The organism is Streptomyces sp. NA02950, assembly GCF_013364155.1.
Taxonomy (GTDB): Bacteria; Actinomycetota; Actinomycetes; order Streptomycetales; family Streptomycetaceae; genus Streptomyces.
Genome location: NZ_CP054916.1, coordinates 369,343 through 388,646, shown reverse-complemented (window position 1 = coordinate 388,646; position 19,304 = coordinate 369,343). Strand labels below are relative to the sequence as shown.

General features: G+C 69.4%; 17 protein-coding genes and 7 pseudogenes. 14 read left to right on the top strand and 10 right to left on the bottom strand.

Going from position 1 to position 19,304, the window contains the following annotated elements:
* Positions 1-34: 34 nt before the first annotated feature.
* Entirely contained in the window at positions 35-652 is a 618-nt protein-coding gene (locus HUT19_RS01390) for an SUKH-4 family immunity protein (RefSeq protein ID WP_176178677.1), read from the bottom strand.
* A gap of 157 nt (positions 653-809) precedes the next feature.
* Here HUT19_RS01390 and HUT19_RS01385 point away from each other — a divergent pair.
* Positions 810-1,166: pseudogene (locus HUT19_RS01385) on the top strand (MFS transporter); the annotation flags it as partial.
* A 288-nt stretch (positions 1,167-1,454) separates the two neighbouring features.
* Here the strand turns inward: HUT19_RS01385 and HUT19_RS01380 are convergent.
* Positions 1,455-2,858, bottom strand: coding sequence for an MFS transporter (locus HUT19_RS01380; RefSeq protein ID WP_176178676.1), 1,404 nt, complete (start codon positions 2,856-2,858; stop codon positions 1,455-1,457).
* Positions 2,859-2,950: 92 nt separating this feature from the next.
* Between HUT19_RS01380 and HUT19_RS01375 the strand changes: the two genes are divergently transcribed.
* A complete protein-coding gene (locus HUT19_RS01375; RefSeq protein WP_176178675.1) occupies positions 2,951-3,880 on the top strand; it encodes a LysR family transcriptional regulator in 930 nt (309 codons plus the stop codon).
* 65 nt (positions 3,881-3,945) lie between these two features.
* Here the strand turns inward: HUT19_RS01375 and HUT19_RS42590 are convergent.
* Positions 3,946-4,236 (bottom strand): annotated as a pseudogene (locus tag HUT19_RS42590) (alpha/beta hydrolase); the annotation flags it as partial.
* Positions 4,237-4,533: 297 nt separating this feature from the next.
* On the opposite strand from HUT19_RS42590, the gene HUT19_RS01370 reads away from it, so the two are divergent.
* Positions 4,534-4,740: a cold-shock protein gene (locus HUT19_RS01370; RefSeq protein WP_176178674.1), complete on the top strand. Its 207-nt coding sequence runs from the start codon at positions 4,534-4,536 to the stop codon at positions 4,738-4,740.
* 196 nt (positions 4,741-4,936) lie between these two features.
* Positions 4,937-5,093 (top strand): annotated as a pseudogene (locus HUT19_RS42585) (Ku protein); the annotation flags it as partial.
* A 151-nt stretch (positions 5,094-5,244) separates the two neighbouring features.
* Here HUT19_RS42585 and HUT19_RS01365 read toward each other — a convergent pair.
* The gene (locus tag HUT19_RS01365; protein WP_368661753.1) at positions 5,245-5,454 is read right to left on the bottom strand and encodes a hypothetical protein; all 210 of its coding nucleotides are present in this window, start codon (positions 5,452-5,454) and stop codon (positions 5,245-5,247) included.
* Between the two features lie 121 nt (positions 5,455-5,575).
* Here HUT19_RS01365 and HUT19_RS01360 point away from each other — a divergent pair, with 121 nt between their 5' ends.
* From HUT19_RS01360 to HUT19_RS01345, 4 genes and pseudogenes are all read left to right on the top strand, one after another.
* Positions 5,576-5,764 carry a hypothetical protein gene (locus HUT19_RS01360; protein WP_176178673.1) on the top strand — a complete coding sequence of 63 codons (189 nt, stop codon included), beginning with the start codon at positions 5,576-5,578 and terminating at the stop codon, positions 5,762-5,764.
* A 63-nt stretch (positions 5,765-5,827) separates the two neighbouring features.
* Positions 5,828-6,084 (top strand): annotated as a pseudogene (locus tag HUT19_RS01355) (cupin domain-containing protein); the annotation flags it as partial.
* A 480-nt stretch (positions 6,085-6,564) separates the two neighbouring features.
* Positions 6,565-7,278, top strand: a complete 714-nt coding sequence (locus tag HUT19_RS01350; protein ID WP_254885365.1) for a GntR family transcriptional regulator — start codon at positions 6,565-6,567, stop codon at positions 7,276-7,278.
* Between the two features lie 37 nt (positions 7,279-7,315).
* A complete protein-coding gene (locus HUT19_RS01345) occupies positions 7,316-8,482 on the top strand; it encodes an FAD-binding oxidoreductase (RefSeq protein WP_176178672.1) in 1,167 nt (388 codons plus the stop codon).
* A gap of 432 nt (positions 8,483-8,914) precedes the next feature.
* Here HUT19_RS01345 and HUT19_RS01340 read toward each other — a convergent pair whose 3' ends face one another.
* Positions 8,915-10,138: an MFS transporter gene (locus tag HUT19_RS01340; protein ID WP_217712225.1), complete on the bottom strand. Its 1,224-nt coding sequence runs from the start codon at positions 10,136-10,138 to the stop codon at positions 8,915-8,917.
* A gap of 72 nt (positions 10,139-10,210) precedes the next feature.
* Here HUT19_RS01340 and HUT19_RS01335 point away from each other — a divergent pair, with 72 nt between their 5' ends.
* Positions 10,211-11,053 carry a LysR family transcriptional regulator gene (locus HUT19_RS01335; RefSeq protein ID WP_176178671.1) on the top strand — a complete coding sequence of 281 codons (843 nt, stop codon included), beginning with the start codon at positions 10,211-10,213 and terminating at the stop codon, positions 11,051-11,053.
* Between the two features lies 1 nt (position 11,054).
* On the opposite strand, the pseudogene HUT19_RS42580 reads toward HUT19_RS01335, so the two are convergent.
* Positions 11,055-11,418: pseudogene (locus HUT19_RS42580) on the bottom strand (IS110 family transposase); the annotation flags it as partial.
* An 11-nt stretch (positions 11,419-11,429) separates the two neighbouring features.
* Here HUT19_RS42580 and HUT19_RS42575 point away from each other — a divergent pair.
* Positions 11,430-11,719, top strand: a pseudogene (locus HUT19_RS42575) (IS5/IS1182 family transposase); the annotation flags it as partial.
* Between the two features lie 76 nt (positions 11,720-11,795).
* Here the strand turns inward: HUT19_RS42575 and HUT19_RS01330 are convergent.
* Positions 11,796-12,542, bottom strand: a complete 747-nt coding sequence (locus tag HUT19_RS01330; protein ID WP_176178670.1) for a phosphotransferase family protein — start codon at positions 12,540-12,542, stop codon at positions 11,796-11,798.
* Between the two features lie 146 nt (positions 12,543-12,688).
* Entirely contained in the window at positions 12,689-13,213 is a 525-nt protein-coding gene (locus HUT19_RS01325) for a helix-turn-helix domain-containing protein (protein ID WP_176178669.1), read from the bottom strand.
* Between the two features lie 89 nt (positions 13,214-13,302).
* Here HUT19_RS01325 and HUT19_RS01320 point away from each other — a divergent pair, with 89 nt between their 5' ends.
* A complete protein-coding gene (locus tag HUT19_RS01320; RefSeq protein WP_176178668.1) occupies positions 13,303-13,785 on the top strand; it encodes a hypothetical protein in 483 nt (160 codons plus the stop codon).
* A gap of 390 nt (positions 13,786-14,175) precedes the next feature.
* Here HUT19_RS01320 and HUT19_RS01315 read toward each other — a convergent pair.
* Both HUT19_RS01315 and HUT19_RS01310 read right to left on the bottom strand, forming a co-directional pair.
* Positions 14,176-14,295, bottom strand: a pseudogene (locus HUT19_RS01315) (serine hydrolase); the annotation flags it as partial.
* A 38-nt stretch (positions 14,296-14,333) separates the two neighbouring features.
* Positions 14,334-15,545, bottom strand: a complete 1,212-nt coding sequence (locus HUT19_RS01310) for an ROK family transcriptional regulator (protein ID WP_254885364.1) — start codon at positions 15,543-15,545, stop codon at positions 14,334-14,336.
* 104 nt (positions 15,546-15,649) lie between these two features.
* Between HUT19_RS01310 and HUT19_RS01305 the strand changes: the two genes are divergently transcribed.
* The 3 genes from HUT19_RS01305 to HUT19_RS01295 are packed head-to-tail and all read left to right on the top strand — an operon-like array spanning position 15,650 to position 19,304.
* Complete coding sequence (locus HUT19_RS01305; RefSeq protein WP_176178667.1) at positions 15,650-16,759, top strand: ROK family protein; 1,110 nt, start codon at positions 15,650-15,652, stop codon at positions 16,757-16,759.
* Positions 16,756-18,267, top strand: coding sequence for an APC family permease (locus HUT19_RS01300; RefSeq protein ID WP_254885363.1), 1,512 nt, complete (start codon positions 16,756-16,758; stop codon positions 18,265-18,267). The genes HUT19_RS01305 and HUT19_RS01300 overlap by 4 nt, the downstream gene beginning before the upstream one ends.
* Positions 18,264-19,304 carry an SIS domain-containing protein gene (locus HUT19_RS01295; protein WP_176178666.1) on the top strand — a complete coding sequence of 347 codons (1,041 nt, stop codon included), beginning with the start codon at positions 18,264-18,266 and terminating at the stop codon, positions 19,302-19,304. Before HUT19_RS01300 ends, HUT19_RS01295 begins: the two co-directional genes overlap by 4 nt.

Genomic DNA, 19,304 nt, shown 5'->3' with positions numbered 1-19,304 from the left:
GTCGGCGTGGGGCACGGGCGGAATCGGCTGGCGATCACCCGTAGAGGGAGCGGGCTCCCGGGCTGTTGCCCTTGAAGCGCTGGCCCATGGCGATCTCATCGCCCACTACCGACCAGACGGTCTCGTCGTCCCGGAAGGGGAGCGGGTCCATGCTGCTCGTCTCCTCACGGATGCGATCGACCTCGCCGTCCAGGCGCTCGAAGTCGGCCTCCTCGTCGCTGTCGTCGCCGCTGAAGGTGAACTCTTCGAGCAGGCGCTGGAACTGGAGGGCGACGTGGACGAGGGAGGAGACGTCCGTGTGGAGTTCCTGCACGGTCTCCTCGTCGGGGTCGAAGGCGTGCACCTTGCCGGATACGGGGTCGAGGGCGAGGTGCGCGTTGAGCAGCCAGCCGATGACGGGCCAGCCACCCGCGCCCTCCGCGGCGTCCTCGAAGTGCTCGATGCAGACCACGTCCCGGACGAGGGGCAGCAGGCCGTCGTCCTCGTCGGGCTGACGCAGCAGGAGCGTCCCGGTGGGGACGCCGACGGTCTGCAGGAGGCGGGTGCCCTCGCTGTCCGCGGCGGAGTGCGGGAAGGCTGTGGCGGGCAGGGTCGCGAGCCGGTCCTCGCCGAAGATGGCGGCGAGTTCGCTGCGGGTGACGTCGAAAAGCACTGCCGGAACTCCGAACTCGGCGGCGGCACGGGCGCCGTGGGACTCTCAGTGGACGGAAGCGGTCACAACAACAGTGTTGAGGGTCGAGGCGCTTGCGGCGACACCGATTCCGCGGAGTCGCTGCCTCAAACACAGGTTCCCGCTGTATCTGCTTGCCATGGTGGTCTTCGCCATGGACACCTCGGAGTTCATGCTCGCCGGCCTCCTGCCGGACATCGCCTCCCATCTCGACGTCACAGTCGGGACAGCAGGCACGCTCACCTCGGCCTTCGCGGTCGGCATGGTCGTCGGTGCTCCCCTTGTGGCCGCGCTTGCCCGCAACTGGCCCAGGCGCTCCAGCCTTCTCGGGTTCATCCTCACTTTCGCGGCAGCTCACGCCGTGGGCGCCATCACCACCAGCTTTCCGGTTCTGTCCGCCACCGGGGTCGTCGCCACGCTCGCGAACGCAGGGTTCCTCGCCGTTGCTCTGACGGCCGCCGCCACGCTGGTCTCGCCCGACAAGAAGGGACGTGCGCCAGGCCATTTCCTCAAGATCATCGGATCGTTGGTCTGGTGTGTCGTTGACTGACGCCCAGTGGGCGCGTATCGAGCCGTTGCTGCCGGACCGGCCTCCGAAGAGGGGAGGGGCGGTGGCCTGATCATCGGCAGGTGATTGACGCGATCGCGTTCAGGTGCGGCACCGCCGAGAAGGTGGTGCCGCTTCTTCCTGCCGCGCCGGCCGCCGACCGCCGACACGTGCCGCTTGACGCCCCGGGACGGGGGACTGCCCGGGGCGTCGGTTTGCGAGCGTCCGGACCGGGCGTCAGGCGGCCTGCCTGGCCGTCGCCCTGGCCACCAGCAGCACGGCCAGCAGGCCGATGCCGATGAGGACGTAGCCGGAGGTGGTGAGTGCGCCGAGGGTGCCGAGCACCGCGACGCCCAGCGCCGAGCCCGCCTGCCGGATGCCGTTGAGCGCGCCCTGGCTGGTGGCGGCGTACTCGGGCGGTGCCGAGACGGCCATCGTGGCCGCGGCGCCCGGGATGGACAGGGTGCCGGTGGCGGCGAGCGACAGCTCGGCGGCCATGATCAGCGGCAGCGGCGGATGGTGGCCGACGCAGAAGGCCAGCAGGACACCAGCGACGACGGAGGCGGACATGCCGGTCAGCAGCACCGGGCGGGGGCCGTAGCGGGCCACGAGCCGGCCGGTGAAGAAGGGCATGACGCACACGGGGAACGCGATCGGCAGGGATGCCAGACCGGCCTTGAACGGGGTCAGCTCATAGGTGTGCTGGAGCCACACGGCGAACATGTACATCCCGCCGAAGTAGGCGAAGCAGGACACCGCGGCCGCGACCATGGCGGCCCGCACCTTGGGCAGGGCGAGCAGCGCCGGCGGCAGGACCGGGGAGGCCACCCTGCGCTCCACCACGGCCACCGTGGCGAAGCAGAGGAGCGCGGCCGCGATGGGCACCAGGGCGTAGGGCGATCCCCAGCCCTCGATGCCGGCCTCGACCAGACCGAAGGTGAGCAGACCGAGACCGGCGGTGGACAGGGCCAGGCCCGGGCGGTCCAGGGCCCGGGTGGCCCGTACGGGCGGCACGGGCAGCCGGCGGGCGAGGAGCAGCGCGGCCAGCGCGATGGGCGGGTTGACGAGGAACACCAGGCGCCAGCCGCCGAGTTCGACCAGGGCGCCGCCGAGTACAGGTCCGGCCGCGGCCCCCAGGCCGCTGAGCGCGGTCCAGGCGCCGATGGCGCGGGTGCGGCGCGCCGGGTCGGGGTTCAGGTGGATCAGCAGGGCGAGTGATGCGGGCACCAGACCGGCGCCGGCCGCACCCAGCAGCGCACGGCCCACGATCAGGGAACCGACGTTGGGCGCGAGGGCGCAGACCACGGACAGCGCGGCGAACAGGCCGAGCGCGGAGGCGTAGACGCGGCGGGCACCCCACCGGTCGGCGATGACACCGCCGGCCAGCAGCAGGCCGGCGAAGACGACCGTGTAGGCGTCGACGGCCCAGGGCAGTGCGGTGGCGGCCGGGTGCAGCGACTTCCGCACGTCGGGCACCGCGACGTTGAGGATCGAGGTGTCGAGCAGGACGAGGAGGTTTCCGGTGGCGATGCCGGCGAAAGTCAGCTTGGAGCGGAGCTTCGAAGGTGCGGGCGGCGGTTCCGGGGGTGCGGTCGGCGTGGCGACGCCGGAGGGGCGGGAGACGGGGTCGGCTGTAGTCATGGCTGCAGCGTGTCCCAGCGGGCGTGTGGCCTGCGACGCCGCAATTCCGATGCCCCCATCGGAATGTCCGATGGGACGGCTATGCTGCTCCCGTGGACTCTCGCTATCTGCGCGCTTTCGTCGCGGTCGCCGACCACGGCGGCATCTCCGCCGCTGCACAGGCCCTGGGATACGCGCAGTCCAGTGTCAGCGCCCAGCTCAAGCGGCTGGAAGCGGACTTGGGCGTGAGTGTGCTCGTACGCGCGGGCACGGGCGCGGTGCTCACGGAGGCCGGTGCCCGGCTGCTGCCGCACGCACGTGAGGCTCTGGAGCTGGAGGAGCGCATGCGGCGGGCGGCGTGCGGCGACAGGCCGCGGCTGCGGATCGGGGCGCAGGAGTCACTGGCGCATGTGTGGCTGCCCGATGTGCTGGCCGCTCTGGAGTACGGCGCGGGCGGCACGGACACCGGGGCGGACGTCGAGCTGACGGTGGACAACCGCAGGACGCTGGAGAAGGCGTTCGGCGGCGGCGAGTTGGACCTGGTGTTCCAGTACGACAACGGCGTCCGCGCGCTCAGCCCGCACGCGGTCGTCGGGCACGACCGGACGGTTCTGGTGGCGGCGCCCAGCCATCCGCTGGCCCGGCAGGAGATGGTGACGCCCGAGCAGGTGCTGCGGTACGACTTCTTGGTGGCCGAGCCCGGGTGCACCTCGGAGATGCTGGTGGACCGCTTCGGCCGGGATCTGCTGACGGGGGCCCAACTGGCGGTGATCCAAGGGTCGTTGTCGGCGCTGCTGCGGCTCACCGGGCACGGGCACGGGGTCTCGCTGCTGCCGGAGCTGGCGGTCACCCGGGAGCTGCAGGAGGGCGAGCTGGTCGAGCTGCGGCTGGCCGAGCGGATCCGCCCGGTCAGCATCGTGGCCCAGTGGCGTCCGCGGCTGGCGCCGGACGAGCGCACGCTGCACGCCCTGCTCGACGTGGCCCGCCGCGCCGACCCGCTGCCCGAGGTGACCCGCGCGGCCCGCACGGCGCGGGCTTCCTGATCCTGCGGGCGACGGCGCGAAGCAGTGCGGCAGCGTTCCCGGTCCTCAGTCCAGGACCTCGGGAGGTCGACGATCTCGCCGACCGGCTCGCCGGCCTCCACGCCCGGCGGAGGTCGTCGCGGGCCTGCTCATCGACGGCGGAACGGGGCCGGTCACCGTGCCGGGGGTGGTCGATGGCGGCCGGCCCGCGAAGCCGTACTCCGCCGCGTCGTGCCGGGCCCGGCCCACCAGCCGCGGGCGCCGCTTGTGGCAAGCAGCCGTCTGGCCGATGAGGATCAGCGGGGAGGCGCGGATCCAGGCGTCCACAGGACGCCGGAGATCTCGCCGAGGGTGAATTCGCGTTCGAGGACGCCGTCGTAGGCGGGGTGTCACCGGCAGTACGCTGGCGAACTGTCGTGCTTCGTCATATGGACCGCCATTGCTGCCCGAAATCCACTGTTCGATTCGAGTTCGACCAGCGGGATGGGCGTCTCACCAGGGGTACAGCTGTCCTGTGTCATCGCGGCTTGAGCGCGTGTCACCGGAGTTCGGTCGGCCATTTGTTCACCGCCGACTGGTTGGTCGCGCCTGGCGTGTGTGAGGCGCGGGACGGGGCACTATCGAGACGGCTGCGTACCGCGGCCCGTGTGGCACGTCGAGAAGGATCGGCACTCATGGCAACAGGCACTGTGAAGTGGTTCAACTCGGAGAAGGGGTTCGGCTTCATCCAGCAGGACGATGGGGGACCGGACGTGTTCGTCCACTTCTCCGCCATCCAGACGACCGGCTTCAAGGAGCTGGCCGAGGGCGCCAGGGTCGACTTCCAAGTCACCCAGGGACCCAAGGGACCGCAGGCCGAGCACGTGGTGCCGATCGGCTGACGAGCCCCCTTGGGCACCCACCCGTGGCGGGGGCTCCCACTGGTCGTCCCGTGGGGGCTCCCGCACAGTGCGCGTTGCCCCGAAGGCATCTGATCCATCTTCGATGGCACAAGATCAAAGTTAATGACACGGGACAGGGGCCGCTTTACCTCGCCTGCGCTGGACAGCCCCTGGGGGTGCTGCCGTGGAGGTCGTCTTGCGCCCCCTGTGGTCCGGTGCCGTGTCATTCGGCCTGGTCACGATTCCCGTCAAAGGTCCTCCCCGCCACCGAGGACCACTCGGTGTCCTTCCGGCAGATCCATACCGCCGACGGCGGTCGCATCCGCTACCGCAAGGTCCGCGAGCTGGATGAGACGAGCTGCCGCTGCCGACCGCGTGGGCGATCGATGTCCAGGTCCTGTGATGACGACGGGGGCGGCGGCCTTCCTGGCTTGTCGCTGAACCAGAGGAACGCCCCTGGCCTGGCCAGTGAGGGAAGAGGTACCGCTGCAGCGGACCCCGGGTTTACCAGGGCACGACCTGCTCCTGGTAATCAAGGAAGTGGAGGCCCCGCTCCCCCTGGTGGCGCTCGAGCGTCTCGGCCACCCCGGGGATGCTCTCCTCCACACTGAGATCGGCGTCGGGTCCGCCGAGTTCGGTGCGGACCCAGCCCGGGTCCATGAGCAGCAGCGTCCGCGTGCCCTCGGCGTGGCGGGCGGCGTAGCTGCGTATCAACTGGTTCAGCGCGGACTGACCGAGAGCCGTACTCCGCGAACACGCCGGTATCAGCACCAGGCTGCCGTGGCCTGCGCAAAGAGATGTGACACCGTTTCTCAGCCGCCTGGCACCTGTCGGTATGGCCGCCGCTGCTGACGGTCGCGAGCGGCTTCCCTCCGAGCAGGGAGCGCACTGCCGGTACATCGAGGAGTGGATGGTCGTGAGGGCCCGCTGGGGCCTGGCGGTGGATCCCGCTGAACAGACCTCCCTGACCGCCCTCGCCGCCGACTGTCGCAACACCACGATCACCTGCCCCTCAGACCGCTGAACCTGACGGCCGCGCGGGACCTGCCGGCCGAGGGGGGAGTCGGCGCGGCTGCTGTGACCGGCTGTCGTCACCGGGAAGGTGCTGTGGGAATCCCGGACGGCAAGCAACGGCGCGGCATCTGGCGGATCACGCCGGGTGTGGTGACCGACACCGAGGCCAACGAGCTGTTCGTCGTCGTGAGCGGGCGGGCGACGATCGAGGGCGAGGGCGGTTCCGTCCTCGACGTGCGCCCGGGGGGCCGGTGCGTGCTGCGCGAGGGCGACCGGACCACCTGGACCGTCCACGAGACGCTCCGGAAGGCGTACCACATCAGCCTCTGACGGCGGGCGCGTGTCGGGTGCGGGCGCGGTCGGTCGCGTGGCGCGTGGCCCCGGGCGCCTCGACCGCGCACAACCGGTCTGCGAGTCCACGATCGTTCGACCCGGTCGCCTGATCGTCTACGGCACCGCCGCCACGGCCGACACCGTCGGCAAGGTCGTCTCCCACCACACCCTGACCCGTATCCGGCCACCGGAGCGGAACGGGCCTGAAGATTCCGGCCGTTCTCAGTCACAACTCCCTCCACGGCCTCGTGGCGACAACTCGCCCGCCATACCCGCCCCGTGGTGAACACGCGCGACCATGCCCCCCGCACCACGCGACGACAGCGTGGGGTGCGGGGGCGGAGTGGTGTGACCTCCGCTCCGTGATCAGGTGAGTCCGAGGAGGGCGGGCGGCCTGCTGACGTCGTGGGCGTTGTGTCGCAGGCTGACGGCTGCCGCTCTATTGACCGGTCAATTGGCTGTATGTACGGTCTCATCGTGACCGTGCCGCTGTACGTACAGATCAGGCGAGAGTTCGAAGCGAAGATCCGGTCCGGGGACCTGCCCCCCGGCGCGCGGCTGCCGACCGAGAAGGACCTCGCCACCCAGCGCCGCGTCAGCCGTGCCACGGCCCAACGCGTCCTCAACGACCTGGCCGAGGCGGGGCTGGCGATCCGCCGGCGGCGCCACGGAACGTTCGTCGCAGACGTGACGCGGCAGATCAATCTGCTCAACTTCGTCACCCCCGCAGCAGCCGCAAAGGGCGCACCAGGCAGACACGACGTCATTTCGGCGCGAATCGTCAGAGCCGCCGACGCCGTCCTGACCCTCCCCGGCGCCTCCGCCGACACAGCCGTAGTGGAATTGGTCCGCCGCAAGCTCGACGTACGCGAGGAGCCACAGTCCCTCGAGCGGCACGTCGTTGTCTTCGCCGTGGCCCCGGACCTGCTGAACGAGAACCTCGAAGACCTCGTCACCCTCCCGTATCTCCAGCGCAGAGGAGTACTGATCGACGCCATCCGGCTCTACCTCGACCCGGTGACCCTCGATGAGCACGACGCCGGCTTGCTGAACTGCGAGACCGGAACGCCCGCGTTGATGAGGCGCAGGGAATTGCGTGCCACTGACGGAAGCACCGTCGAGGTGGTCACGACCCTCGTCCGTCCGGGAACCGCCGAGTTCTTCCTGGAGCTTCCCGTCCCGGCCATGTGAACAGTCTGTCGCTGCCAGATAAGGAGATGCGCACACCATGAAGGTCATCATCATCGGTGCCGGCGTGCTGGGCGTGAGTGTCGCCAGGCAGCTTGCCGTCGCCGGCGAGGACGTTCTCCTGCTCGATCAGTGGGGAGCCGGCACGGGTACGACCGCGACCACCTTCGCCTGGACCAACTCCAGCCGGAAACTGGACCCGGACTACCACCGGCTGAACCTCGCGGGGATGGAGGAGCACGCCAGGCTCGCCGGGCAGCTGCGCGGCGCGCCGTCGTACTTCCTCAGCGGGGCGCTGCAGTGGGCGGATGCCGCGAGAGAGCAGTGGCTCGCAGGCAACGTGGAACGCCTTCAGTCCCTGGGCTACCCCGCACACTGGGTCACGCCTGACGAAGCGACGCGGATCGCGGGCGACCTCCGGATCCCGGCGGCCATCACGTCCGTCGCGCACTTCCCCAGCGAGGGATACGTTCTGCCGGATCTCTTCGTGGCCGACATGCTGGCGGACGCCGAGCGGCACGGCGCCGAGCGCGTGATCGGCGAGGTCGTGGCCACCGAGGACAGGCCTGCTGGAGTGTCCGTGACCCTGGCCGGAGGCGAGGTCTGTACGGGCGATCGAGTCGTCCTGGCGGCAGGCCGCTGGACAGAACGACTCGCCGCACGGGCAGGGATCGACATTCCGATGGTGACGGATGCCGGTCGCGGAGCGCAGACCGTCGGTCTGCTCGGATATGCAAGATCACCGAAACTCGACCTGCGCTGCGTGATCCACAGCCCCGGCCTCAACCTCCGCCCCGCGGCCGACGGGCATACCGTCCTCCAGGCTCTCGATCTGAACGCCGACGTCGATCCCGCGGACCCTCCGTCCGCGGACGGGGACATCGCGAACACCCTCGCTCGGCGGTTCTCCGCACTGCTGACTCACCCGAGCACGGCACCGAAGATCGACCTGCGCATCGGCTTCCGGTCACTGCCCGCAGACGGCCACACCGTGGCCGGCTATGCCTCCGCGCGGTCCCGCGTCTACTGCCTCGTCTCGCACAGCGGCATCACCTTGGCGCCCATTCTGGGACGCATGGTCGCGGCCGAGATCGTCACCGATCAGGAACAGGACCTCCTCAGGGCCTTCCGGCCCACACGATTCTCCGGCGTACAGCGCTCGGACATCGAGGTGAATCAACACGTCACCACTCTGGGCGAGCAGTAGCCGACAGCCCTCCAGCCGCGACTCCCTCGACGCAAGCCCTGCCGCAACGGCCACACGGCATGCCGATACGCGCCGTCCTGATGGTGATTCGCCCGGCCCACACGGCAGTGCCGCGCGGGCCTGCCACATCAACGGAGCTCAACCGGGACTGTCCCGATCCGATCCCGCACACCGGCCGGGTGCCTGGACCGGGACACAGCAGATCCGCCAGGTGTTCCGTCCCGCCGAAGCCGCTGCTGCCTTCGGAGAAAACCGCGGTCACGGGCCAGTTCGGTCCACTTGTCGGCTTTGGTATGCCGACGGCAGCGCTCGCACGCGTACCAGGGGGTGTGACCCAGATATGCGCTGAAGGGGCAAAGAGCTGATCTTAAAGCCGCGAAGGACCGGGCTCGTCACCCGCTGCGCTCAGCGTCCCGCGGTTCAAGCGGCTGATCACCGCACATGAGTTGCCTGTGTTCTTCTCGCCGACTCGAGCCGAGCTGGAGTGGGCGGCCGGGGCGTTGGACGGCTGCGGGACAGCAGGCATCCAGTCAGCGCGGCGGCGAGGCCGGCCAGCCCGGCGGCCGCGAAGCCGCCCGCTGGCACGGAGGCGTCGATCGCCACCCCGACGATCGGGGATCCGAGCGCGAAACCCGCGCTCTGCGCCGAGGATTGCAGACCTGCAGCCTCACCCCGCACGCTGGCTGGCGCCAATCGGCTCACCGCGTCGGCCACCGCGGAAAGGGCCGGCGCGGTGCAAAGCCCGGTGCCGACAAGGGCCACGCACAACCAGGGCCAGTCGTGGGCGAGCCCGGCGGGAACCGTCACGAGCCCGAGCAAACCGAGCAGCAGCCACGTAGGCAGCGGCCGGGGCAGCGCACCATAGGCCAGCCCGCCGGCGACGGAGGCCAGGCCGAATACGGCTACGACCACGGCGGCCCAGGACACCTGACCTACTTCTTCGAGCGTGGCGACGATGGCGAGGTCGACGCCGCTGAGCAGCGTCGTGGTACCGAACGCCATCGTCAGTACGGCAATCATCTCGACGCCCAGCCACTCCCGGCGCGGGGGCCGTCCGGCCGCGCCGGCATCCGCCTCGTCCTCGGCACGCAGCGGCGGGTTGAGCAAGGCGATCCCGGTTCCGCCGGCGACGATCGCGGCGCCGACCCCCCACGCCACCACACCGGGGGACATCTCCGCGGCACACAGGATCACTACGGACGGGCCCACCATGTACGACAGTTCGCCCTGCACCGATTCCAGCGCGAACGCGGCCCGGCGCTGTCCCGCCGGTGTCAGTGCGGCGATCGCCTGCCTGGTCACCGGCTGGACCGGCACCATCAGCAGACCCGTCGCAAAGGCGGCGCCCAGCAGCATCCCGTACGGCAGGATCGGCACGCTCAGCCAGAACACGACCTGCACGACGACAGTCACCAGCAGCACGGCACGCGGCCCCCGCCAATCGACCATGCGGCCAAGCAGCGGCCCGCCCAGCGCCAGTCCGGCGGTCAGAGCCGCCGTGACACCACCAGCTGCCGCATAGCTCATTTCCAGGGCCAGTACGACATACATCGTCAGTGCCAGCACGACAGCCGTGATCGCGGTACGGGCGAGCAGGGAAATCCCCAGCAGCGATGCCATCCCTGGCACGGCGAGCACCTGTCGGTATCTGGTCACGTGCGTGACGCTAGAACACCCGTCACGTCATAGGAAGTGGTTCATCTGCTGGAGCTGCCATAATGAATCATTATGGCCAGAGATCTTGAGATCGCGTTGCTGCGGTCCTTCGTCACCGCCGTGCGGGAGGGCAGCATCAGCCGCGCCGCGACCGCGCTCGGACAGACCCAGCCCGCGCTCAGCCAGCAGGTGCGCAAGCTCGAGAGCGCCGTCGGCTGTCCGTTGCTTTACCGATCGGCATCCGGAGTCTCGCCGACCCGGGCGGGCGAAGAGCTCCTGCCGTATGCCGAACGCATTCTCTCGCTCTCCGCGCAGGCACTCGCCGAAACCGGGCGCGCGCTGACCGGCCACTGTGGCGTCGGGTTGCTCGAAGACCTCGCCGCGTCCCAGCTTCCGCAGGCCCTCGCCGACCTCGCCCGGGTGCACCCCGGCGCGACTCTGGAGGTGCTCAGCTGCTCCAACGCCGCGATGCGGGAGGCCTACGACGCGGGCCGCGTCCAACTGGTGCTCAATGAGGTGCCGGCCGTTCCCGGACCGCCGCGCTGGACGGTACGCCGCCCGCTGGTCTGGGCAATCGGCCACGGTGTGGACGTGGCTGCCGACCCGCTGCCGGTGGTGCTGTTCTCGAACACGTGCTTCTGGCGTACGTCGGTGCTGGAAACGCTGGAGCGTGCCGATCGGCCGTGGCGGGTGGCATTCGAAAGCAACAGCCTGGTCGGCGTGCTTGCCGCGGTACGGGCCGGACTCGGCGTCGCGGCGCTCCTGCCCACGAACCTCGAACCGGCCATGGCCTGCCACGACGCGAGCGCCCTGCCCGCCCTGCCGGACGTCGAGCTCGGACTCGCACGGCACCCACGGACCGAAGGCGATCAGCTGATCGATGCCGTTGAGACCGCGCTACGACGCACGATCTGAGTTTCAGACCGCGGGCGTGGGCGAACCGCTGCCGGTCGTCTCCGATCTCGGCCGGCACCCGGGCGCCGAGCTGGACGCCCAGACCAGGGAAGCTGAAGCTGAGGATCACGTCAGCGTCCGGGTGCTGAGGGAAAGCCTCCTCGACAGCCTCGGCGAGGTCGTCGGCTGCGGCGCAGGCAGCCTCCAGTTGGACCAGCAGGGCCAGCATCTGCTGGCCGGGCGCGCGGCGGCTGGTGGGCCCACTCGGCGCGGAAGACCTCGCGGAGCCGTTCGGCCTCGGCTTCGATGCCTCGCTTGCGGCCAGCGCGTTTGAGCGCGGCCTGGATCTGCGTGCGGGTCAGCCGGGGGGCCCTGGTGGGGGGTGGGGGCGGTCTTGAGGAGCTCGTACGCCGACCGCGGCTATGACCACGAGGTCTACCGGGACAAGGTCCGCCGGTTCCGGATCACCCCGCACATCGCCCGGCGCGGCACCGGGCACGGCTCCGGCCTGGGCGTGTACCGCTGGGTCGTGGAAGGAGCGATCGCGCTGCCGGACTGGTTCCGCCGCCTGCGCACCGCTGGGAGATCCGCGACGACATCCACCACGCGTTCGTCAGCCTCGGCTGCACCGTCAGGTGCACCGTCATCTGTTGGCGACGACTCCGCACCGCACTTTGTCGGGGGTAAGGGCGGGTGATGCACCCCAGCAGACGGCCTGCTCGATGCGTCGGAACGCACTCGCAGCACTCGGGCCCGCACAGCCTCACATCCGGGATCTCAGCACATCGACCTCACAGCCCGGCGCGAACGGGTCGAAACCATGCTCGACCAGCCACCGAACCGCCAGCAGGCTTCGCAACGACCACCACGCGCGGATCACGTCGAGGTCGACGTCGGTGCCATAGCCGGCGATGACGTCGTCGAGGTGCTCCTCGTGTCCGAGCGTGAAGGTGGCGAGGTCGTACAGGGCATCACCCTGACCCGCCTCGGACCAGTCGATGATGCCCGTGACCTCGTCGCCGTCGACGAAGACGTGCGCGATCTGCAGGTCGCCGTGAGTGAACGCCGGAGTCCACGGCCGGAGTGCGACCTCGGCGACCTGGCGGTTGCGGATGACCAGGTCGGTGGGCAGTACGCCGTTCGTCACGAGCAACTCGCACTCGTCGTCGAGTTCCGCCTCCAGCGCGACGATGCTCCGGCCGGCCTGGCCCGACCGGGGCGGCGGCGGCGCGTCGTGCAGCTTCCGGATGGCGGCGCCCGCCGCGGCCCATGCCGTCGGCGACCCGGCCGACGGCCCGCCGAGGCGTCCGAGCGTCGTCCCCGGGAGTGCGGCGATCGCGAGCACGGGCGGCTTGCGCCACAGGACCTCCGGGGTCGGGACCGGCGCCATGGACATCGCCTCGACCTCGACGTCGATGCGTGCCTGATCGGCGTCCACCTTCAGAAACACATCGCCGACGCGCAGGGTCGCGCGCTCGGAATGGGCGACGACGACTTTGACCTGATCCATGGGCGACCAGTATTCCGGGGATGATCGCTGACGTCGCCGGGTTTCTCACGTGCGATGACGCGGCTGACCGAGTCCCGCTGCCCGGCGGCCTCGTACACGACACCGACCGCTGACCAGGTCCAGCCCACCACTTGTGTGAGGAGTCCTTATTCGGAGCCTGCAGTTTTCCTCGTCGGGAAGCTCGGCTCGGTCGCTTCTTGAAGCCGCTCAGCAAGATCCTTGGGAAGTCCTGGGCCCGGAGTTGCGATGATCTTGCGCACGTCGATCGGTTGGCCCGTGTTTGCATCGGTCACTTGGGGGCTCACCGGCAGTCCCGTGTCGCGGTCGCGCAGTTCGACAGGAGGTCCACTGGAATCCGCAAGCCAGCGATCTCCCCAGCTGATCATCGCGGCGAGCACCGTGAAGAAGTCGCGCCCCTTGTCCGTCAGGCGGTATTCGTGGCGCGTCGGCCGCTCCTGGTAGGGCACGCGGGTGAGCATGTCCTCATCGACGAGGCGATCGAGGCGCTGGGTGAGGACGTTGCGGCTCAGCCCGAGGCGCTGCTGGAACTGCTCGAATCGGCAGGCACCGTAGAACGCCTCGCGCATGACGAGGGGTGTCCACCAGTCGCCGACCAGATCGACGGTGCGGGCGATGGAGCAGGGCCAGTCATCAAAGCGGGTTCGGCGCATGGCGCCCATGCTAGTTGCTCTACTGAACTAACGTGGATAGAGTCAGTATCTCTAGTGAACTGACCAATGCGAGGAGAGGAGGCCGGACCATGCCGATGATCGACCTCACAGTGCCGAACGGAACGCTCTCGCGGGACGCCAAGGCCCAGCTCATGGAGACGCTCACGCGTACCCTGTTGAAGTGGGAGGGCGCGCGGCCGGGAAACGAGGCAGCCGAGTCAATCGCCTGGACCTTCGTGCACGAGCCGACGCTGGTCACCGTGGCAGGCCATCCCGCGGAGCGGCCCCGTTACCGGGTCGTGGTCGGAGTCCCCCAGGCCACGCTTGACGACAACGCCAAGGAGGGCCTGGTCGCGGAGGTGACCGAACAAGTCCTGCGCGCCGAGAAGAAGGGCGAGGACCCCGCACCCGAGGATGCTTCTCGCGTCTGGGTGATCATCAACGAGATCACCGACGGCAACTGGGGCGGCGCCGGCCGCATCTTCCGGCTGACCGACATCATGGCCTTCGCGGGCGCCGGGGACCAAGACATCCGGCGACGCACGGCCCGGCTTCCCGGGCCCGCAACATAAGCAGCCCCCGATTGTCGTGAACCGCACTCCAGCCGGCGCGAGTTGGGTGATCAGCTGCATCTCCGGCCGCCGCTCGCAGCGGTCCGCCGACTGGGTCCGCTGGACCGCCCAGGTCCGCTCGGACTGGATGTAGGTCTCGACCTGGCCGACCCGCGTCGGCCGAGGCGTGGAACACCCCGCTGCTCCGCCCTACCCGAGGTCGATCTTGATCTGCCGCGGTATGGCATGTCCGTGCACCGAGCCACCATTCCCTCTCCCAAGGGGCCGACTGCTCAGTGACACGAATCCAGCGCTACCTCACGCGAGAGCGAGAGCAGGGGGCTGGCGAGTGTGCCTCGGCCGCGGTGTGGTCGCCGTGTATCGACGCGAGGTCGCCCAGGAGGTGCCGACGGTGGCGGTGTCGAGGGCCCACCCGGCGCCGGGGTAGACCTCGTCTCGGACACCTTCGTCCGGCAGGGCCTCGATGCGGTCGACCGCGCACGTCGTGGTCTCCCTGTTCGCCGAGGGCATCCCGCCGGTCCTGGCGTTCGTCGGGCAGGGGAGCGGTATTAGCTGGTCTTCGTGCGGGCGGAGAACACCGTTTCTCGGGCGGTGGTGATGCCGGTCGCAATGGCGCCGCGTACGACAGCTTCGTTTCCGAGGGCGCTGGCGGTCATCGTCGGGCGCATGGGCGTGATGAGGGCGAGAGCCTTCTTGATGTGCGGCTCGAGGAGGTCGAGGTTTTGTCCGACTCCACCGCCGACGACGATGAGTTCTGGGTCCAGGAAGGAGAGGATGCCGGCGACGAGCTGGCCGAGGTTCTGGGCGACGGCTGCGATGGCTCGCTGAGCGCGGAGGTCGCCGTCTCTGGCTGAGGTGAATATGGATGCCGCGGTGAGGGGGCCTGTCATGTCTTGGGCGAGGCCGTGGCGGACGAAGGCGTCGGCGGCGATGGCTTCCTCGAGCATGCCGCGTCGTGGGTGGCTGGGGTGATCTTCGGCGATTCGGTCACCGATGGGGAGGTATCCGACCTCTCCGGCGGCACCGCTGTGCCCTCGGTACAGGCGGCCGTCGAGGACGAGGCCGAGGCCGACTCCGGTGCCGATGGTGAGGTAGGCGAAGTGGCGCCTGCCGCGTGCGGCGCCGTAGGTGTGTTCACCGAGGGCTGCGAGGTTGGCGTCGTTGTCGATGGTCAGTGCGGTGCCGAGTCGTTCGGTGAGGGTTTCGGCGAGGCCGGCGCGTTGCCAGCCGGGGAGGTTGGCCGCGTACATGATGCGTCCGCGCTGGGGGTCGAAAACGCCGGGTGAGCCGATGACGGTGTGGGTGACGTCTGATGCTTCGAGTCCGGCCTGGGTGGTGGCGTCGGCGACAGCTTGCTCGACTTGGTTGACGAGGGCTCCTGCGGTACGGGCGGTGTTGCGGACTTCGAGCCGACTGAGCGGCTGGCCCGCGAGGTCGGTGACGAGCAGGCGTAGCTTCTCGCGGCCGATGTCGACACCGACGACTGATCCGGCGGTGGGGTCTGCTTCGTAGGCGGCGGCCGGGCGCCCCTGGGCGGCTTCGAGTCGTCCTGCGGCCCGGACCAGTCCGGCTTGTTCCAGATCGCGTAGGGCTGCGATCACGGTGGGCAGGGAGAGGCCGGTGTCGCGGGCGAGTTGTGGCCGGACGGCCGCACCGTGGATGAAGAGCCGGTCGAGCAGCAGGCGCTGGTTCATCTGGCGCAGTAGCGATGGAGCCACGGCGGCGCTCTGGATGCCGGGGGACTGCTCGGAGTGGACCATCGTTCACCTCGGAAATTGTCGAATCGACAGTGTAGGGCGCTTCACGTGTGTTGATCACCAAACGGGGGTTGACGCTAAAGGTTCTTTAATAAAGACTCTTCATCATGTTCGAAGGATACGTGGGCCGAGATCGGCACGGTGGGCGGACGGCGATCGGCGTCGATTTCGGCGGGACGAACATCGAGGTCGCCTTGGCGTCCGCCCGTGGACTGCTGGAGCGGGTGCGCTTGGACACCCGGGCCCAGCAGGGCCCGGACCAGGCACTGCAGCGGACTGCTGCGGCCGTCCGCCACCTGGAGCATCGTGCGGTGGATGCCTACGCAGCGCCGGTCCGCGCTTACGCCGCCGTGGCCCCCGGTGTGATCCAGCCTGATCGGATCTTGTTGACGCCGAACCTTCCGGGCTGGGAGAACATCGCCCTGGCGCGGCGGCTCCAGCAGGCTCTGGAGATCGATCAGGTGCCTGCGGTCTGCAACGATGTGCGCGCCGGCGCTCTGGCCGAGGTCCGCTTCGGAGCGTTGCGAGGCGTGGATCCTGGTGTCTACGCCAGCCTGGGGACGGGCATTGCCGCAGCGTTGACGGTCGGCGGCGAGGTTGTGGGTGGTGCTCATCAGGCCGCGGGGGAGATCGCGTATGTCGATCCCGGCGGCGCCTCGGCCGTTGGTGTCGCCGACGGGCGGGCGCCGCTGGAGGAGATCGTCGGCGGCAAGGCGCTCGGCGATCGGGCCGGCGAACTGCTCGGCGTCGAGCTGACCGCGGCGGCGCTGTTCGAGCGGACCGACTCCGCGGCACGCGAGATCGTGGACGAGATGCTCGATACGTTGGGCAGGGCGATCGCCAATATCGCGGTGTTCGTTGATCCGGAACGGGTCGTGGTGGGCGGCGGCATGATGGCCTCGGCCGACGCAATCCTGCCGGCCTTGTCGGCATGTCTAGACCGGAGGGTGCCGTTCCCCCCGCAGGTGGTTGCCGCACATTTCATGGAGGACGCCTCTCTCTACGGTGCGGTCGCGCTCGCCTTGGACCAGCTGGGAAGTGATCAGCCGGGTTCAGCACAGTGGCCCTTGGAGAATCCACTGCCGTCGCACCGACCACCGTCCTCACGCCAGACCATGGCACAGGGTGCTCGCCCGGCTGGGTCGGCGTCCTCGCAGGCTTCCCCTGCGGACCCGCACGTCGATAGCCGCTTCGCTTGTAAGGACTCCCGCAGATGACCGACACCAACGCGCGCCACTCGCTTCGACGCAACACCTTGTCCATCGCCGGTTCGGTCGCGATGTGCATGGCCTTCATGGGGCCCGCCACGAGTGTTGCGTTCAACACCCCACCGGCCGCCGCGGGTGCTGGGTACGCGCTGCCGCTGGCGGTCCTGCTCGCTCTGATCGCCTGCTTGCTGGTCGCGAACACCATCGCCGCGTTCGCACGCAAGATCCCTGCCGCGGGCTTCGCGTACACGTTCAACACGCACGGCTTCGGCCCCGCGGGCGGCTTCATCTCCGGCTGGCTGCTGCTGCTCAGCTACGGCATGGTCGCCCCGATGCTGCTCGCCGCGATCGGCACCTACAGCTCCCAGTTCCTCGCCGCGGTCTTCCATGTGCACATCGCATGGCAGCTGATGACCTTGCTGTTCGGATTGATCGTGTGGGGCATCAACGCGCTGGGCATCTCGGACTCGGCCAAGGTCGCGATGGTCTTCCTCGTCCTCGAAGTCGGCGTGATGCTCGGCCTCACGCTCACCATCCTCGGCAAGGGCGGCGACCACGGTCTCAGCCTGGCCCCGTTCAGCCCCACCCACTCGCTGGGCGGCACCTCCGGCCTGGGCACGGGCATGTTGTGGGGCGTGTTGATGTTCATCGGCTTCGAATCGGTGGCCACCCTCGGTGAGGAGGCCAAGGCGGCCAAGCGCACCGTACCGGTCGCATTGTTCAGCGCGGTCATCGTCATCGGAACCTTCTACGCCCTCACCGCCTATGGCGCGGCGATCGGCTACGGCCCAGGGCACGCGAACGCATTCGCCGCCGACGCTTCGCCGTGGACGACGTTGGCCCATCGGTACTGGGGCGTCACCTGGGCGTTGATGCTCACCGTGATCGTCGGCCAGTTCGCGAACTTCGTCTCCGGCTCCAACTCCTTCGTGCGGGTGTTGTTCGCCATGGGCCGCGAAGGAATCCTGCCCAAGGCACTCGGACGGACCAGCCGCCGCCAGATCCCCCACATCGCCCTCGGCGGCTACATGCTCTTCTCCTTTGCCTTCACCTTCCTTATGGGAGCAAAGTTCGGGCCGTTGGGCGTGTACAGCTTCGCGGGCACCGTGCTGGGCCTGGGCATGATCATCATCTACATCCTGATCAGCCTGGCGGTTATCCGCTTCTACCGGCGTGAGCACCCGAGCGAGTTCCGGTGGATCCGACTCGGCGTCCTCCCGGTGGCCACCGCGATCTTGATGCTGCTGCCGATATGGGGCCAGATCCATCCGCTGCCCGCGTGGCCGAACAACCTCGTCCCGTATCTCATCGTCGCCTGGATGGTCCTTGGCGCCGGATATCTGATCTTCCTGCGCGCCAGGAGGCCCGCTCTGGTCTCCGCCATGGGCCACGTCTTCGAATCCGACACGGAGGCCGACACCGAGACAGCCGAAGAGACGGACCGCGCCCCACGCGAAGCCGACGGCCGGACCCCCGCAGCGCATCGACCCGACCTGCAAACCGGAGGCACACAGTGAGCACCGCACTCCTCGGGCGGCACATGCACGCCGAGATGAGCCAGCAGCCTGAGGTTCTGGCCAACCTCGCTGACAGGTTCGCCCCGATCGCCGGGCAGGTGAACTCCATCGCCGAGGGGATGGGCCGCATCGCCGGGGTCGCGTTCCTGGCCCGGGGATCATCGGACCACGCTGCCCTGCTCGGCCGGTACGCCGTCGAGCACCAAAGCGGCCTGCCGACCTGCCTGGTCGCCCCCAGCATCGCCACCGCCTACCAGCGGTCCCCGGAGCACTTCAACGGTTGGCTGTTGGTCGCGCTGTCCCAGTCGGGGCAGACGCCGGAGATCGTCGACATCGCCGGACGCTACGCGGCCTGCGGCGCTTCGGTCATTACGGTCACCAACGACCCGGGCTCGCCGCTGGCGCGCTTGGCGCACCACAGCGTCGACCTCGCTGCGGGACCCGAGAAGGCGGTGCCCGCGACGAAAACGGTGACCAGCCAAATGCTCGCCGTCCTCGCCATCGCCAGCGGTCTGGGGCCCGGTGGCCTGACAGCCGCGGACGCCGCGCAGCTCCCGCGCCATGTCAGCGACATCCTCGCCGACCACGAATCTGTCGCACCGGTTGCGACGAGGCCGACCGAACACCACCGGATCGCCGTGGTCGGCCGTGGTGCGTGCTACCCGGCCGCGCTGGAGACCGCCCTGAAGGTACAGGAGACCACCGGCAGCATGGCCCACGGCTTCTCCACAGCCGACTTCCGCCACGGGCCCATCGCTGCATGCGGGCCGGGGTCCCGGGCCGTACTGTTCGCCGGCTCCGGCCCGGCCGATGACGACACCCGCGCGCTGCGCGGCGACCTCACCCGCCGCGGGGCGCAGGTCAGCCTGAGCGGCACGGGAATCGAGGCCGACGCCAGATGGCCTGCCCTCGGTCACATGGGCGAGTGCCTGCTGGCCACCGTGCGGGGTCAGCAACTCGCCCTGGCCACCGCCGCAGCCCTCGGCATAGACCCCGACCAGCCCACCGGGCTCAACAAAGTCACCCTCACTCACTGA